This is a genomic window from Marinoscillum sp. MHG1-6, assembly GCF_024714475.1.
Taxonomy (GTDB): Bacteria; Bacteroidota; Bacteroidia; order Cytophagales; family Cyclobacteriaceae; genus JAMZMI01.
In genome coordinates, this window is the sequence record NZ_JAMZMI010000005.1 from 14,767 (window position 1) to 30,570 (window position 15,804).

Sequence of the window (15,804 nt, forward strand, 5' to 3'; positions counted from 1 at the left end):
TCATGTATTGTGAAGGCTTAATACGGGTCTATTTTACGCCTGTTTCGCCACTTATATCGCCATAATCTTCGATGGTTTTCACCAACCTTCGGGTTCTGCTTTTTCCAGATGGTTTGTCCCCTTACTTCCATCAATCGACCGCTTTTCGGATCCGTCACGACATGTTTTAACTGAACATGATCACTTTTCATCGGACTACGCGGTATTTCGGGGATATTCATACTCAGCCCCAGCTGCACATACATTGCATTATTGTTATGCCGCATGTCCGTTCCATCCGGAAGATTGACGGTGTATTGTTTGAAATCATAGCTAGGCCGAACCACAATTCTCACATACTCAGAGATGTTTTTTTCAATATTAACCCCAAGGTTAAAAAATAGCTTTTGACCAATACCAATGGCCGAATTATCAATCTCCGGACCAAGCAAAGCAGCTCCCACCTGCAGTTCTCCTGCAAAAGTGTAATCCCACCACTCGTAAAACTGATAACCCAACATTCCAAACCACTTAATGTATCGGGTAGATTCGAACTCAGGTTTATAATTTCGAATGTATGAGGCCCCTGTAGAAGGCTCCAGGTCCTTCATAATGATCTTTTCGTACTGAAAACCAAACCCTATCCTGAATTTCCTGATGTTGTAATGAATAGACAGCATGAACGGGATCGTCGAGGACAACGATGCGAAAGACAAATTGGAGGTGTCCGCATCAACCAGCACCTGGTTATTGTTTAGGTTCGGGTTATTAACAGGGTTGGACAGATAAGCATATGGGACCGTGAAACGATCTGAAATCGGTGTTTCTATCCCTGGCGCAGGTTTGCTAATCCAGTTCACATACCCCGGAAAAGTAGTACCCAGCTCCTGATCATTTCGAAGGATCATTTGAGTAGTGGCATCCTGGAAGAAATAATACCCGGCCAGATTGTGCTTAAAGTTGGTCAGTCCGTAACCAACAGTACCTGTAAAGGAGATTTTATTGATAAAGACACGAAACGGGTTCCGGTAGATATTGTACTTTTCGTAAATATCCTGATTCTGAGCGGAGAGCCACTGCAATTGTACAAGTAATAATGATAGAATTAGCAGGACTTTTCTCAAAATATTCAAGAATTAGGAGGCTTTAATTGATTTGCAGCAAAGTTACTTCAAATATAAGCACTTCATAAGGACCGACTTTACTTGCATAGCTCGGTACAATAGACAATTCAGCCAGATCCGGGGTCAAATAATCAGGAAAGACAATCGCACTCTCTCTGTAGGCCTGAGCTGATGGCAGGATGACCAATGCTTTGTCTCCCAGCTCCATCTTTCCTACCCCTGCATCCAAACCGGCAATCACTTCTCCTGTACCATAGATATATGTAAATGGATTTGCGCTTCCGGCATATTGTACGTCTATGGGTTCACTTTTCCCGTAAGGGTAATAAGTGGTATAGGTAATGGCTACAGTATCCCCCGAAAGAGGCTTTAATCCTGTATTACCGGCCTGCAGTCTCTTATAAAGTATGCCATTGGTCAGGTTTTCAGGTTGATTCAATGGATTGGCCACTGTATCCGCCAGGTTCACCGAATCCGCATATTCCTGGATGAGCACATTTTCTTCAAATTGCACATCGCTTTCAGATTGGATTTTTACTAAAGTGGCCTCGAAAAGAATCGTTGAATTGACAGGAATCAAGGATGAGGAGTAATCCTCACCAAAAGCCTGAGCCGAAGGGATCACAAACCCCCAGGTCTCGCCTTCTTTCATGGAAGTCACTGCCAGGTCAACCCCAACGGGGTAAACCGCCCCTGCTCCCTGCTTGAAGCGAATAGGATCACCATCGGTGCTGTCATAAGAAATAAGATTACCCCCATTTAGAACGGACATCTCATAATAAATGGAGAGTACATTTCCTTCAGCCTGGGTCTTTCCGGATGCATTAGCAGTAATGACGTAGGAATAAATCCCATTTGCATCCACAGAATAAGTGACGTTTTGGGAATCCAGATAGGCAACAATGGTTGAGTCTTCAGAGGTATTGATATCCGGGCCAGCACTGTCTCCGCAGGCAACAGAGAGCACCAGAATTAACACAAACACATAAAACACAGCTCCCTTCATATCCTTACTCAAACGACAGTGACCCGCAAAGATTATTAATCTTATGCCTTTTGGTCAAAAGTGTTGCAAAACATTTGAAACACCGGCAACTTATTAAGCCCTATTTTCTCTCCGATGGTTAGCATTTTCAGGTATTCACTCCTTGCAATTTTCCTCTTGTGGTTAATAATGTCTTCATCATTTTCCAGAAAAAAGCTGGTTATGAACCTAATCAGGATGTAAGGAGAATTGAGAACCTCCTTTTTATAATCTTCATAGGACACCTCCATATTAGGATCGAAGTCTTGCTTCTCCAGGCTCGCCATATCAAAAGATTTATGCATGGCTATACTCAGAACATGAAAAAACTTGTCAGAGTAGTCGTCAAATTTTTTAATCAGATACTTCATGGCATGGACCACGGGATCCTTTTTCATGAAATACCCTCCTTTAGAAAGCTTTCTTGCTTTTTTATTTAAGGCCAGCTCCTCAAACAAGCTGATGTTTCCATCCGCCATTGCGATCCCGACCGTAGGAGCCATCATGATCAGGCTGAAAAAATCATTATCCTCAATTTCCAGGAAGGGAACTTCATTTTTAATAAACTCTTTTTTCAACGCGAATGTGGCTTCCTTAATCTCGGGAACTTCCATCATCGTGTCTATTTCATATTCGGTAAACATGTGGGTTTTGGTTTTATCTTGGTTGAAAATAGGAACCTAAGTTCAAATAAAAAAGGGTTGACCGAAATCAACCCTTTAAAATAATGCTTTCCTGCGAATGAATAGCTTAAGATTCTGCTAACTGAATTTTTGTTGCGATGGCTTCGTATCTCGCCTTCAAATCTTCATCTGCTTTCAAAGCCTGTTTAAGGGACTTATAAACCTTGCCTCCGTCTCCGAGCATCTTAGTGGCCAATTCCTGGTTCACGGTTTTAATACTCGTAATTCTTTCAGCCTTTTCTTCCTCTACAAGCTGCATGAATTGTTTTTCAAGGTCATTGGCTCCCAATTCATCCAATTTTGCTTCGTCTCCCTTAGCTTTTGACAGTTCGACATATCGTTTCCCATCAATGCCCTCCTGATTTTTGATCATGTCATTGACCACATCACTAATCTCTCCTTTCATTTGGTCAATAACTACATTGAGTAGTGCATATTTATACAACTGCTCATCCGTATAATCCGCCTGATCCTGTGCCTGCACTCCGGATATTAAACTTAGCGAAAAGAATGCTCCAACTATTAACTGCTTCATCTTCATATGTTCTTTTTATAAGTTCTGAAATTTCGAACTTGCAAACTAATAAAGCAGGTCACCAACTGAAAGGAAATCGTTACCTAATCCCCCTCATAGATCCAGTAAAACATGAGATTTAACAAAAATTAAAAGGATTGATATACCTGAAAGAGTGTGACGCCCTTTTGATCCACGTCATAGGTAAATACTTCCTCTACCGGTTGATTTGCTTTCACATTGAAGGTTTTCAGCACGAGTTCATTCTTGCCGATGTCCAGAGGAATTCTTGAATAATAAATACTATGAGGTATGGTTTGCCAGTTTCGTGTGTCTGCTTTTTCAGTTACAGCATTTACGATCCCCATAACAGCACCCCAGCCATCACTTTCCTTTCTGAGCTGCTTTTCTGCTGCCTTCTTCAGCGCCACTCTCAGAATCCCCTTACCTAACTCCTTCAACATGCGCTCCTGAAGGGTCTTGAAGGCGATGTCGTTGACATCTTCCGCCAACTCAAGATCGAAGGTTGAACCTTCCTTTTCTAAATAAGCGCCGGCAAATGAAACTGGTCGTTCTATGTATTTTGGAAAGGCCACCCGAAATACTTTTAAATCCGCCAAAGCATTAGATTGCTCATCACTGAGGCTATTAATAGGAATGGGAAAGCTCATGCCCTCATCTGTGCTGGCAAACGCCATCGCACCGTCTCCACCCTGAACCGCAAAATTGAGCGACCACTCCCCCTTCACCGGACCAAGTCCATTGTGCCAAAAGAAAATCAAATTAGCATCGGTTTGAACCGGCTGATAGCTCATACCGAATTCATCTTCGTACTGGTATAATTCGGTCATGAATCCATTGAGGTAGGCTGTTCTGAGCAAATCCTGCTTGAGCTGAGTCGGAGGCCCCAGCCCAAATAGCTTTTCATAATCCGATTCGTAAATCTCATAGGCATTGCGATAGGCAATAAATGCATTATTGACATCACCGGAAGCCTCATAAATGATCCCCATCAGGTTATGAATAAAAGCATCCCGCCTGTACTTATTGTCAGACTTGTACTTATCGCTCAGTTGGTTAAGTCTGACATTCAACCTTCGACACTCCACCAAGGCTGCCTCATAATCATTCAGTTTCAGATAGTTAAGGGCCTTGTAATAAAGGATTAATAGTTGTTCATGATCTTCCGCCTGGTAAGGAACTACTTGCGGATTGACAAGAAAGGAGGCTGCCACAGCAGCCGGGTCCTTTGCGTAGTCTTCACTGTAGATGTATGCTTTCTCGAACCACTTGTTACTTTCCTCATATTGTCCCTCCAGCGCATTCACTACCCCCCTGTTGGCATAGTATAAGAATCTGGTTCTCTTAGTCTTATTCTTTTTCAGGAATGATTCGGCTGATGCCAGGTTTCCCTGCTCAAACCGGGAATTGAACTCCTGGTTCACCTGATAGTAGGTCGAACAGGAGGCAATTAAAATCACTAATAGAATTAAGCTAAGACGCTTCATTCAGGAGGCTAATGAAAATGAAAGAAAGACTATGACTAAAGCTTAGTTCTTGATGTATTTCTTGATCTCCTTATCGCCGATCCAGACTTTTTCGTTGGTTTCGATGTTGACCAACTCAAGGTTTACCTTGTAATTAACAACCTTCTCTTTTTTGTAAGAATCTGTTGTTGAGGTCATCACCCCAAACATCATAAAGTCTGCACCGAGCTCTCTACCCCATCGTGCCTGCGTCTCTGGAGAAGCAAACTCACCCTGCTCCGCACGCTCTTCCCTTAGTTTTTCTCTGAAAACACTGTTTTCTACCACTCTAACCATGCCGGAGTTAATGAATTCTCTTTCCATATCCTTGATAAAGGTCTCTGATTCAATATGTTCTGACGTCTTATTTTGGACCATGCCTACAATTACTACGGGCTTGCGATCCATGGCATTTGCGAAATCATCTCTCCACGGTCTTCTTAGGACGTCGCTGGTCATTTCTTCGGCTACCAATTTCGAATCGGTATCATTCCAACGTCCACTAAGGTCAATTTGCTGATCCGGACTCACACGGGTAACGGAGCGTGTACAACCAGTAAGTGAAAATAATGTGACAAGGACGCCAAGGGATAAGGTGAATAGTTTGTTCATGATGAAGTTTACGATTTAATTGGATAGTTAAATGTAATTAGAGAAAATAGGTTGCGATTTACAACCTAAAATTCTGTCGAAACCTTGAGATTCAAAAACCTTGCCGATAGTGAATTGGGAATGGCAAAATTATTTCCATAAACATCTTCTATCCAGGTATATGACAAGGTATTGTCCGCTCCAAGGGCATTGAGCATTTCAGCCCTCACAATGATGCTGTGAAAAGTTTTATCCTTTCTTATAAAATGCTTGGAAAGGCCTATATCTACCCGATAGTATTCATCGCCACTAAATACGTTTCGATACCTGACACTACGCGGTGGCCCAAATGGGTAACCTGAGCCAAATACCAGGCTTAGATTGATTCTTAATGTCGGATCATTGGGCATGTGATCTTCAAAGTTTACCGCCAGATGGATCCGCTGGTCTGTTGGTCGCCTCAGGTGGCCTATATAAGTTCTGCTGGTATCTGCCACATCCGTAAAAGGAAGTTCCGAGGTCGGTATCTCCTCTCCGTCTACATCAAAATATTGATCATAGTAGTCGTCGCGAAGATTTTCTTTGGTACTCATCAGCCCCAGACTAAACCAGGACTCTACTCCCTTGATAAACTCCCCATTAATCCTGAAATCAAAACCCGTGGCATAGCCGCTGGCCTGTTTATCGGGATTATACCTAAGCCGAACATTATCCAGATCATAAGGAATCAGGTCAAACAACTGCTTATAATAGACATCTGAATTAAATAGGAACGGACGTCCCCACATGTAAAACACCCGGCTAAAACTGCCGATATAATGGATGGACTTTTGAGCATAAACATCGCGCTGGACTTTGCCATCGTAGTTTCGCAGCTCCCGATAAAAAGGTGGCTGCTGGTACATCCCAATAGATAATTTGAACGTGGTAGGCAGCTTCCATTTAGGAGCAAAAAGATATGCCAAACGTGGACTGATCAACAATTCATCATTGTAGCTCCAGTAGTTCATACGAACACCTACTGTCATAGCATGCATGGAGTCGGCCCAGGTAAAGGTATTTTGAATGTAAGCGAAATATTGAACGGAATTGATATCCAGATCATTAAATGCAGTACGCGTTAGTTGAACGTAGTCCGCAGAATCAACAAAGCTATATTCATTGATCTCATCCTGGATGTTAGAAAAGGTAGCTCCTCCCCCTATTTCCAGCACGCTGTTGGAGGAAAGCAGGTACTCGTTCCGGTTTTCAATGGTATAAACGTTGGCCCACAAGCCATTTCTTCCATAATCATAATTACTACCTATAGCCCTCACCACTACACATTCATCAAAACGGTCGCTTGAGTTGGTATTGACATCGCAAAGTCTGTAGGCACCTTCCACATCATACTGTTCACGCTCATAGGTAAATAGCCCTGAAGCGATGATATGTGATCGAAACTTGTCGGTAAATCGATGGGTTAATCTAAACCCTGCCTGGTAGGTATCATAATCCAGTATTTCACGACCCTCAAAAGCTGTGTATAACCTGAAATTGGCCTGTACTGAACCAAATTGTGTTTGCTGAGAAACCGGCAAGGTCATGTACCTGTTCCTGCCATAGGCCAAAAGCACATTCAGCTTGGTTTTATTGATATAAGTGGAATTCTTGTTTGTCAGGTCAAAGCTCAATAGCGATTGAATGTCAGAGTAAGTTGGAAAATACTGACCCTGAGTCTTTAATGTCCCAAGCAGATACCTGGAGTCCTTGTGTCTGACCCCTGTAATATGTGAAAAGCGCCCTTTTGAACCTCCGTAATAAGCCGATCCGCCGAGAAAACCGAGGGTGGCACCTCCACCAGAAGAGGTTGGTTCCTGATACTCGATATTCAAACTGGAGGATAACTTATCACCGTATTTGGCTTCCCAACCCCCTGCATAAAACTCAATATTTTCTACCATGTCGGGATTCACGAAGCTCAATCCTTCCTGCTGTCCGGCATTTGATAGAAAAGGACGATAGACCGGTATGTCATTGACATAAACCAGATTTTCATCAAAGTTCCCACCTCGCACAGAATACGCTGAGCTCAGTTCATTATTACTTGCCACTCCGGGGAGTGTCACAAGAATCTTATTGAAATCTCCAAAAGCAGATGGAAGCCTTTTCGCTGTTTGGGCCTCTATTTTGACGACCGACTGGACCTCATTGACCACTGGATTCTGAGTGACAACTTCCACTCCTTCCAGCTCTGTTGTACGTTCTGTAAGCGTAATGCGTAAGGTGTCGTTTATTTGCATGGGGTTAAGGGGCAGAATTTTCGTTTCAAACTGCACATGAGAAAATACCAGTAGAAATTCCTTTTCCCCACTTACCCTTAAGCGAAAGATCCCTTGAGAGTTGGTGGTCGTACCCTTCAGGTCCTTAATGACCACATTAACATTTTCAATTGGTTCTCCCTTGACATCGTTTACCAAACCCGTAACAAACAACGTTTGGGCAGATACCCTGAAGCAAAAGATTAGAATAAGGCAAAGGAGAGATAGGGCTCTAAACATTCCGTATTTAAACGTTTTTCAAAGCCTTAATCGTATCTACAGGTGAAGTAGAATTAAAAACAAAGCTTCCGGCTACCAGTATATTTGCTCCTGTATCCTTTAGTGTTTTGGCGTTTTCTAAAGAAACTCCTCCATCTATTTCAATGAGTACCTCAGTACCCAATTCCTTACAAATGGTTTTGATTTGTTTGATTTTACTGTAGGTCCTTTCAATAAACTGCTGACCACCGAAACCCGGATTCACGGACATAAGCAACACCACATCAATATCAGACAACATATCTCTCAGCACTTCTACATTGGTATGCGGATTAATAGCCACACCAGCTTTCATACCCAGCGCCTTGATAGATTGAATGGTACGATGCAAATGTTGGCATGCCTCATAGTGAACGGATACCGTCGCTGCTCCATGATCTTTACATACTTGCAGATATGGGTTTGGATCCTGCACCATCAGATGAAAATCAAGAGGCTTAGAGGTGTATTTACTTAATATCGCCGTCACTGAAAACCCAAAAGAGATATTTGGGACAAAAACTCCATCCATGATATCTACATGAATGCAGTCTGCCTGGCTCTTGTCAAGCATTTCCAACTCAGATTGAAGATTGGCAAAATCTGCTGCCAGTATAGACGGGGCGATTAGGTATTGATCCATTTATATTTTGATGAGTTTGATAAGTTTATTGAGCCTGCGACCCTGCAAAGAAAGCAGATACACGCCAGATTCATTGGCTTCAAATTCAATATCGATTTTATCAGGCAAATTTCGATCAGTTAAGCGCTGCTTGAATATCGTCTTGCCTTCCAGGTTCTGAACCTCAATTTGCAACGGCTGATTCAATTGGGCACCCATGAAGTCAATGGTTACCTGGTTCCCTTTGAAAGGATTAGGATACACCTTCACCTCACTTTTTACAAGCTGTGCGTATGAAAGCGTCCCATTAACCACTGCAATTCGATAGTTAGGTACCCCATACCCTAATTCAATATCAGGACTAAGCGCATTGCTCGCAGAGTTTTTTATCGCCGAAATCACCGTTTTGTAGCTCCAATCCGGATTGGCTTGCCAGATACACGCCGCAAAACCCGCAACCTGAGGAGATGCAAAACTTGTTCCACCCCCCCCGTTGATTTTACCATCTGCATACACAACAGTGGCCGGATCCCCCAGAGCACATACATCAGGTTTAATTCTTCCATCCACTGTCGGTCCTACTGAACTAAATGCTGTATGGCTGCCAATACTATTTACACTTCCTACGGTTAATACGTCAAATGCATCTCCGGGAGCTGTAATCTTCTTCCAACTGGAAGTGCCCTCATTTCCTGCACTTGTCACTACGATGATACCCCTGGAAGCCGCAAAATTGGCCGCTTGGGTGACGACAGTCGTCGAACCATCAAGGTCATTAGTGGTATAATCCATAGTGGGGTCGTCAAATGTGCTGTAGCCCAGCGAACTATTGATCACATCCACACCGATACTATCCGCAAACTCGGCAGCTATCAGCCAGTTATATTCCTCCACGCGATATTCACCCGATGCTTCAGTTATACAAAGCACATAGGAGGCCTTCGGAGCCGTACCGATCATAATAGAGTCACCAAAATCTGCACCAATACATGATAGGACCTGCGTACCATGACCGCCAAGCTGGAAAACATTCCCTGAATTAGTCACAAAATCTTTGGTAGCTAATAACCTGTCTTCCGTGTAAATATGCCCAAATGGCTCAAATTGGTTAGCTCCGATAAATCCATTATCCAGTACCGCAATAAGCATTCCTTCCCCTCGATAGCCATCTTCATGCATAACATGGGCATTCAACTTAGCGAGTTGTAGTTCACTGGTCTTTCCCGTCAGGGTTGGCGCCTCAAAGGTTCCGGGTATCGTTGCTTCTTCCTGGGTATGGGAAAGAATGGCTCCGGGAGCTATATATTCAACCTTCGTAACGAACCCTTTGCCTAAGATGGTACTGACAAGTGACTGATCCATCTGGACCAAGGCACCATTCATCCACTTTGTAGTGAAGTAGACATCTGCACCCAGAGACATCAAACTATCCGTATAAACACCATTGACAGGAAAGTCTTCGGCACTGATGTCGATTTGCTGCTTTGTGCGTCTTTCAATGGCTCTCGCTGATAGGAATACTTGAGGTTCATTCACAGAATAGCTGGCAGTGTCTTTATCCGCAAAGAAGACCATGTAACGATTGGTTTGTGCCTGTGCAGCGAACCCAATAATTGTAATTACTATTAAAGACAATAGCCTACTCCTCATATCCTATCATATACTGGTTAAGAATACTGCCACTTTGAATCTGTTTAACACTATCACAACCCACCGTGCAGTAAGTGACTCGAATATAATTTTTTTCAATGAGACCCAGCCCCTCCGCATAAACTTCAAATCGCTCATCTCGAAAACTAAGGTTATCAGGCACGGCAGCAATTTGTACCGTGACCATCGAACTATCAATAAACGTCGTGAGCAGCTGTGAAGTATCTGTTTCTATGTAGGTATAGAGCCGATCAGATTCTGTGTTATAAGCATTTCCATCCCATTGACGATCTATCACCACTGGAAATGATAACTTCACATAAGTCTGATTGTTTTCTGTAACCGAGACCATGAAATCATTTTTCCTTACCACCCAAAGCGAGTCTTTTTCCCACTGAGCATTTTCATCTGCTCGTTTCTCTCTTTTGAGTACATAGGAAATGTCCTCTTCATGTTGAATGGTATCTGAGATGGATTCCCGCAACTGATAGCTGGCAGTATCGGGGCCCAATAAATTAAAATTGATCTCAGAAACCTGATAAACCCGCTTATTTGTATTCAATGGATAGTAATCATATCCCAGGTTCACCGGTTCGGGCTGATCGTTGGTACAAGACCAGATTAATATGACAAATAGAATATTAAGATACCTTCTCACCCTGATGTTGCCTGAAACTTGATTGAATCCAACCCCCTCCGATCACATCATTTCCTTCATAAAATACTGCCGCCTGTCCCGGGGCGATGGCACTTACTCCTTTACCAAAGAAAACCTTCATGGTGTCCCCAACTTGCTCGATAACAGCCGGTGTCCCGTTATCGTTATATCGAACCTTGGTAACTGTATCTTTTCTTTCTCCCTCAATACTTTTATATTTCTGCATGGTCAGCTGATTGACATACATTCCATCACGCGCCAACTCATCGAAAGTACCAAGAACTACTCTATTCTTATCTTTCTGTATTTCAGTCACATATACGGGATAACCTAAGGCAATTCCCAATCCCTTGCGCTGACCAACGGTATAAAACGGATAACCTTCATGCGTACCTACCACTTCTCCGGACTCAAGCACAAATTCTCCGCCTCTTACTTCATCTTCCAGTCCGTCAACCCTTCGCTTCAAAAAGCCACGGTAATCATTGTCAGGCACGAAGCAAATCTCATACGATTCTGATTTTTTTACCAGCTCGTGAAATCCCCTGTCCGTTGCCATCTCACGAATCTCTGATTTATGAAGATGCCCTAATGGGTACTTTGTTCTGCTAAGGCTTTCCTGGGAGATTCCCCAAAGTGCATATGACTGGTCTTTGTTTTCATCCTTTCCCTTAGAAATCACATAACGCCCAGCCTCTTCCCTGACATTAGCATAATGCCCTGTCGCAATGAAGTCACAGCCTAACTTGTCTGCCCTGCGTAGTAAAGAATCCCATTTAATGTGCGTGTTGCAAAGTACACATGGGTTGGGAGTCCTCCCGTTCAAATATTCATTGGTGAAGTGGTTGATGACGTAATCACCAAACTCTTCTCTTATATCTACAATGTAATGTGGGAAACCAAGGCTTACTGCCATGTTTCGGGCATCATTAATAGAATCCAGACTGCAACAGCCTGTTTCTTTTTTACTTCCCCCTGATGATTGATAATCCCAGGTTTTCATGGTCATTCCAATGACCTCATAACCTTGCTCGTGTAGCATCAAAGCAGCCAGCGAACTGTCAATACCGCCGCTCATAGCCACTAGTACTCTTCCGTGTTTACTCATGTCGTCTCGCGAGGTTGAAAGCCTCGTTTACGTTAAAAAATGAAACAAAAAAAGAACGGTTGATCCCGTTCTTGAATTGCAAAGGTAAGGTATTTTAACTCAAACTTTCATGTCCTCAAGGGAACCAAAAAGCCAGTTTCCTTTATCTGAGGGATCGTTACTCCTAAAAAACTGTTCTACACCCGTATACAATTCCTCCCGACTGATCAGACTATCCTTGTTCAGGTCAAGTTTGGTGAATGCTTTTGCTGAATAGCGAATTTCCAGCCTAAAGCTCATAAAAAGATTGATGTATTCATTAACAGAAATAAAGTCATCCTTATTTTGATCAAAAAGCTCAAAAATATGCTGAACAACTTTATCGAGGTAAAGCTGGTATTGTGACTTGTCGCAATTGACAATTTTCTCATCCGCGTACTTAAACCATTCACCGCTAGATGCTCTGCCATCTTCATCCTCATCCACATAAGCATATAGGTCCTCCCATGCTTTTTCACAAGCAGCATAAATCAATGGATAATAGAAATTTTCCTCATCCAGTTGTAGCATGGCGCAAATATTTTCGCCAATACTGATAAAATCATCTTTTTCAACAAATCCGTTTTTGTCGTAATCGATGATATCAAAAAAGAGTTGCAATTTTGTTTTTTGAAAGGCGGTAAGCATGGTTCTGTCTAAGTAGTGGTTTGGAATTCGTCTTCAATATTAGAAATTCCAATAAAAGTTGGAAGATTAATTTTAAAAAATACGGAAAAATGGCTCTAAAAACATTTGTTAAGGTTACCAACATCAGCAACTTAAGTGACGCAAGGTATTGCGCGGGTATGGGCGTTGATTTGCTTGGATTCAATATTGATCCGGCGGACGATCAATGTGTTAGCCCTGAGTTGTTTAATGAAATAATCGGATGGGTAGCGGGACCACAAACTGTTGGGGAGCTTGGTAAAGTTTCACCTGAAATACTATCTCATGTTGACCAGTACCATCTGGACTATCTTCAGTTAAACGACCTTTCACTTATTGATAGCCTGACTGAAGTGGAAGTACCACTAATTGGAAAACTGAATATTGGCAGTGAAGATGACTGGGTGCAGCTACCTGAAGTCTTTAAATCATTACAGGGAAAACTCGAATTGATCATCATCACTTGTGATAACAGCGAATTACACAAGGACCTGGATGAGCAGCTAAAACGCATCGCCCCACAAACTGATCTCAAATTGGTTAAGGCATATGACCTGTCAGAATCCTCTGCCAGTGACCTTGACGTTGAAGTTTTTTACGGCATTGAGCTTTCCGGCTCCCAGGAAGAAAGACCCGGCTTTAACGATTACGGGGATTTGATGGATATACTGGAAGTTCTGGAAGAAGATTAATTCTTACAAAACATCATTCAAAGTAACATCAAACTCAAGGATGTAATTGCCATATGCTACACCTCTGGGCAAATACATGGTCATAGACCCTGATTCTTTCATTTTTGGAATCAGGATTTGCCAACCTATAATAAGCGTGTTTAACCTAAACAGGACGCTATCACCTTTATCAAAAACGTCCTTGGTATCAAAATACCGACCTTCATAGGTCACATTGATCTTGTCTGAAAGTTGGGGTTGATCTCCCGCACCGGCATCGTGCAGAATATAGTACAATCCAGAAATGGAATCCTGCAATGCATCTATATTGTTTTCTGTGAGATATGCTTCTATCTCAGCCAGATCCAGTTCATATTGCTCTTCAGGTGTGATGATATCTTCTTCCTTACATGAGGCCAATCCAATGAGGATCATTAAAAGGCCTAATATCAATTTATTTTGCATAGCTACTAGAATTGAAATTTCAAATATTTGATCTTCTCTCCCTTCTCAGACCAGATCCTCTCATATTTGGTTTTGATACCATAATGATCCGAAACCAGTTCCGTTTGATAAAGATCGTGAGTATACTCCAGGTTTTTTACTGGAAAATCATTTTGCAAAACCTCAAGTGTGTAATCAAAAAGAGCTGTATTATCAGTTTTAAACTTAAACCAGCCGTCTTTCCTAACCAGTTTTTTATACATGTTTAAAAAGCGAGTATGGGTAAGTCTCCTTTTTTCATCCCGATCTCTTGGTCTTGGATCAGGAAAAGTTAACCAGATTTCGCTGATCTCATTTTCATCAAAAAAGTTCTCCAGTAAATGGATCTGTGTACGTAGAAATCCGACATTGGTCAGGTCATATTCCATGGCCAGAGTACTTCCCTGGTAAAGCCGATCTCCTTTAATGTCTATACCAATGTAATTACAACTCGGCTCAGCCTGAGCTAATCCTACTGTATATTCACCATCACCACAAGCCAGCTCCACTACAATTGGATTTTCTTCCTTGAAATAATCACTGTTCCAGCTACCCCTGACATTCTCATACAAAGGTTTTCCCGGCTGGATGATGTTATCGCGACTATGGTTCTCAGCGAACCGCTTTAGTTTCTTTCTCACAAATTTTCGATTTCCGCAACCACAAAGGTACTACCACAAACCAAAATAAGATCATTCTTGTCTGCCACCTCAGCGGCATGATCAATGGCATCATTCACATCGTCAAATGCTTCTCCCTGAAGACCAAAATCTATGGCTTTTTGTTTTAGTTCCTCAACAGGTAACGCTCTGGGAGTATGAGAATGTGTAAAATACAGACTTGCTTTTTGTTCAGCTACAAGCTCCAAAATTTGTTCAATACTTTTGTCCTTCACCATTCCAATAATCAAATGGAATTCACCAGAACGTTGCTGGTTTACCTGATCAAATAACTCCTGTAGCCCCGCCAGATTATGACTGATATCAGCCACCACAAGCGGACGTTCAGCTAGTACCTGCCACCTTCCTTTCAGCCCTGTATTTCTTTTAACCGTTTCCAAACCTATTTTCACAGCATCTCCGGAAATGTCAAATCCCTTGTTTCGCAGCACCTCTACGACTTTAATGATGCCTGGCAGGTTTTTCACGAAATAGCTGGCAGAGATATCAGGGAATATCTTACTGATAGTTAATTGATTATCTATATATATATCCAAGCATTTCTCATCCTTTTCAAGCTTTTCCTCAACCAAAACATCTTGAACATTGAAGATGGGAGCTGCAACTGAACCAGCCATATCATCAAATACATGATATAATTCTGGTTGATCTGCACCAATAATTACCGGGACATTTTGCTTGATGATACCTGCCTTCTCTGCTGCAATTTTCTCAAGGCTATCACCCAACAAGTCGGTATGATCCCAACCAATCATCGTAATGAGACAGACTTCCGGAGAAATGACATTGGTACTATCCAACCTTCCCCCTAACCCGGTTTCAACAATAGCCCAATCCACTTGCTGACGTTGAAAGTGCAACATTGACATCGCAAAGGTCAATTCAAAAAAGGATGGTTTGATCTGCTCAACCAATGAGCGATATTGCTCGACAAAAGAGCCTACGAAGTGCTCCTCCATTTCGATCCCATTGACTCTTGCCCGTTCAGTAAAAGACTTCAAATGTGGCGAGGTAAATAAACCCACCTTATATCCTGCTTCCTGTAGAATCGATGCCAGTGCATGTGAGCTGCTCCCTTTTCCATTGGTACCAGCGACATGAATACACCTCAATTGCTGATGAGGATTGCCAATGGCTTCTAATATTTTTAGCGTGTTATTGAGGTCATATTTTAATGCAGGTGCTCCAACCCGTTGGAACATAGGTAACCTGGAATACAGATAATCTAAAGCCTCTCCGTAAGTCATGA

At 42.3% G+C, this 15,804-nt stretch carries 16 protein-coding genes; 1 reads left to right on the forward strand and 15 read right to left on the reverse strand.

The window, feature by feature from the left end:
* Window positions 1–17 precede the first annotated feature (17 nt).
* The 12 genes from NXR94_RS12315 to NXR94_RS12370 form a co-directional block, all read right to left on the reverse strand.
* Entirely contained in the window at window positions 18–1,103 is a 1,086-nt protein-coding gene (locus NXR94_RS12315) for a hypothetical protein (RefSeq protein WP_258104947.1), read from the reverse strand.
* Between the two features lie 22 nt (window positions 1,104–1,125).
* Window positions 1,126–2,109 carry an FKBP-type peptidyl-prolyl cis-trans isomerase gene (locus tag NXR94_RS12320; protein ID WP_258104948.1) on the reverse strand — a complete coding sequence of 328 codons (984 nt, stop codon included), beginning with the start codon at window positions 2,107–2,109 and terminating at the stop codon, window positions 1,126–1,128.
* A gap of 41 nt (window positions 2,110–2,150) precedes the next feature.
* Window positions 2,151–2,771: a hypothetical protein gene (locus NXR94_RS12325; RefSeq protein ID WP_258104949.1), complete on the reverse strand. Its 621-nt coding sequence runs from the start codon at window positions 2,769–2,771 to the stop codon at window positions 2,151–2,153.
* A gap of 106 nt (window positions 2,772–2,877) precedes the next feature.
* Window positions 2,878–3,345 (reverse strand): hypothetical protein, encoded by a 468-nt coding sequence (locus NXR94_RS12330; RefSeq protein ID WP_258104950.1) that lies wholly within the window; start codon window positions 3,343–3,345, stop codon window positions 2,878–2,880.
* Window positions 3,346–3,473: 128 nt separating this feature from the next.
* Entirely contained in the window at window positions 3,474–4,832 is a 1,359-nt protein-coding gene (locus tag NXR94_RS12335; protein ID WP_258104951.1) for a COG3014 family protein, read from the reverse strand.
* Window positions 4,833–4,874: 42 nt separating this feature from the next.
* Entirely contained in the window at window positions 4,875–5,462 is a 588-nt protein-coding gene (locus NXR94_RS12340; RefSeq protein WP_258104952.1) for a penicillin-binding protein activator LpoB, read from the reverse strand.
* 65 nt (window positions 5,463–5,527) lie between these two features.
* Complete coding sequence (locus tag NXR94_RS12345) at window positions 5,528–7,981, reverse strand: TonB-dependent receptor (protein WP_258104953.1); 2,454 nt, start codon at window positions 7,979–7,981, stop codon at window positions 5,528–5,530.
* A 7-nt stretch (window positions 7,982–7,988) separates the two neighbouring features.
* Complete coding sequence (rpe, locus tag NXR94_RS12350; RefSeq protein WP_258104954.1) at window positions 7,989–8,642, reverse strand: ribulose-phosphate 3-epimerase; 654 nt, start codon at window positions 8,640–8,642, stop codon at window positions 7,989–7,991.
* Window positions 8,643–10,271 carry a S8 family peptidase gene (locus NXR94_RS12355; RefSeq protein ID WP_258104955.1) on the reverse strand — a complete coding sequence of 543 codons (1,629 nt, stop codon included), beginning with the start codon at window positions 10,269–10,271 and terminating at the stop codon, window positions 8,643–8,645.
* A complete protein-coding gene (locus NXR94_RS12360) occupies window positions 10,261–10,929 on the reverse strand; it encodes a hypothetical protein (protein ID WP_258104956.1) in 669 nt (222 codons plus the stop codon). Before NXR94_RS12360 ends, NXR94_RS12355 begins: the two co-directional genes overlap by 11 nt.
* Entirely contained in the window at window positions 10,913–12,037 is a 1,125-nt protein-coding gene (mnmA, locus tag NXR94_RS12365; protein ID WP_258104957.1) for a tRNA 2-thiouridine(34) synthase MnmA, read from the reverse strand. The genes NXR94_RS12360 and mnmA overlap by 17 nt, the downstream gene beginning before the upstream one ends.
* A gap of 99 nt (window positions 12,038–12,136) precedes the next feature.
* A complete protein-coding gene (locus NXR94_RS12370; RefSeq protein WP_258104958.1) occupies window positions 12,137–12,676 on the reverse strand; it encodes an EF-hand domain-containing protein in 540 nt (179 codons plus the stop codon).
* 116 nt (window positions 12,677–12,792) lie between these two features.
* On the opposite strand from NXR94_RS12370, the gene NXR94_RS12375 reads away from it, so the two are divergent.
* Window positions 12,793–13,413: an N-(5'-phosphoribosyl)anthranilate isomerase gene (locus tag NXR94_RS12375; RefSeq protein WP_258104959.1), complete on the forward strand. Its 621-nt coding sequence runs from the start codon at window positions 12,793–12,795 to the stop codon at window positions 13,411–13,413.
* 3 nt (window positions 13,414–13,416) lie between these two features.
* Here NXR94_RS12375 and NXR94_RS12380 read toward each other — a convergent pair whose 3' ends face one another.
* Genes NXR94_RS12380 through NXR94_RS12390 form a run of 3 tightly spaced genes read right to left on the reverse strand, consistent with a single transcriptional unit; the run spans window position 13,417 to window position 15,802 of the window.
* Window positions 13,417–13,857, reverse strand: coding sequence for an FKBP-type peptidyl-prolyl cis-trans isomerase (locus NXR94_RS12380; RefSeq protein WP_258104960.1), 441 nt, complete (start codon window positions 13,855–13,857; stop codon window positions 13,417–13,419).
* Between the two features lie 5 nt (window positions 13,858–13,862).
* Window positions 13,863–14,516, reverse strand: coding sequence for a tRNA (guanosine(46)-N7)-methyltransferase TrmB (trmB, locus tag NXR94_RS12385; RefSeq protein WP_258104961.1), 654 nt, complete (start codon window positions 14,514–14,516; stop codon window positions 13,863–13,865).
* On the reverse strand, window positions 14,513–15,802 hold the full coding sequence (locus NXR94_RS12390) for a folylpolyglutamate synthase/dihydrofolate synthase family protein (protein ID WP_258104962.1): 1,290 nt from the start codon (window positions 15,800–15,802) through the stop codon (window positions 14,513–14,515). Before NXR94_RS12390 ends, trmB begins: the two co-directional genes overlap by 4 nt.
* Window positions 15,803–15,804: the final 2 nt, after the last annotated feature.

Excerpts from the sequence above, each read along its gene's own strand:
- NXR94_RS12325 (WP_258104949.1), bottom strand. The coding sequence starts at position 2,771 with ATGTTTACCGAATATGAAATAGACACGATGATGGAAGTTCCCGAGATT.
- NXR94_RS12330 (WP_258104950.1), bottom strand. The coding sequence starts at position 3,345 with ATGAAGCAGTTAATAGTTGGAGCATTCTTTTCGCTAAGTTTAATATCC.
- NXR94_RS12335 (WP_258104951.1), bottom strand. The coding sequence starts at position 4,832 with ATGAAGCGTCTTAGCTTAATTCTATTAGTGATTTTAATTGCCTCCTGT.
- NXR94_RS12380 (WP_258104960.1), bottom strand. The coding sequence starts at position 13,857 with ATGCAAAATAAATTGATATTAGGCCTTTTAATGATCCTCATTGGATTG.
- NXR94_RS12320 (WP_258104948.1), bottom strand. The coding sequence starts at position 2,109 with ATGAAGGGAGCTGTGTTTTATGTGTTTGTGTTAATTCTGGTGCTCTCT.
- mnmA (WP_258104957.1), bottom strand. The coding sequence starts at position 12,037 with ATGAGTAAACACGGAAGAGTACTAGTGGCTATGAGCGGCGGTATTGAC.
- NXR94_RS12355 (WP_258104955.1), bottom strand. The coding sequence starts at position 10,271 with ATGAGGAGTAGGCTATTGTCTTTAATAGTAATTACAATTATTGGGTTC.
- NXR94_RS12340 (WP_258104952.1), bottom strand. The coding sequence starts at position 5,462 with ATGAACAAACTATTCACCTTATCCCTTGGCGTCCTTGTCACATTATTT.
- NXR94_RS12390 (WP_258104962.1), bottom strand. The coding sequence starts at position 15,802 with ATGACTTACGGAGAGGCTTTAGATTATCTGTATTCCAGGTTACCTATG.
- rpe (WP_258104954.1), bottom strand. The coding sequence starts at position 8,642 with ATGGATCAATACCTAATCGCCCCGTCTATACTGGCAGCAGATTTTGCC.
- NXR94_RS12345 (WP_258104953.1), bottom strand. The coding sequence starts at position 7,981 with ATGTTTAGAGCCCTATCTCTCCTTTGCCTTATTCTAATCTTTTGCTTC.
- NXR94_RS12375 (WP_258104959.1), top strand. The coding sequence starts at position 12,793 with ATGGCTCTAAAAACATTTGTTAAGGTTACCAACATCAGCAACTTAAGT.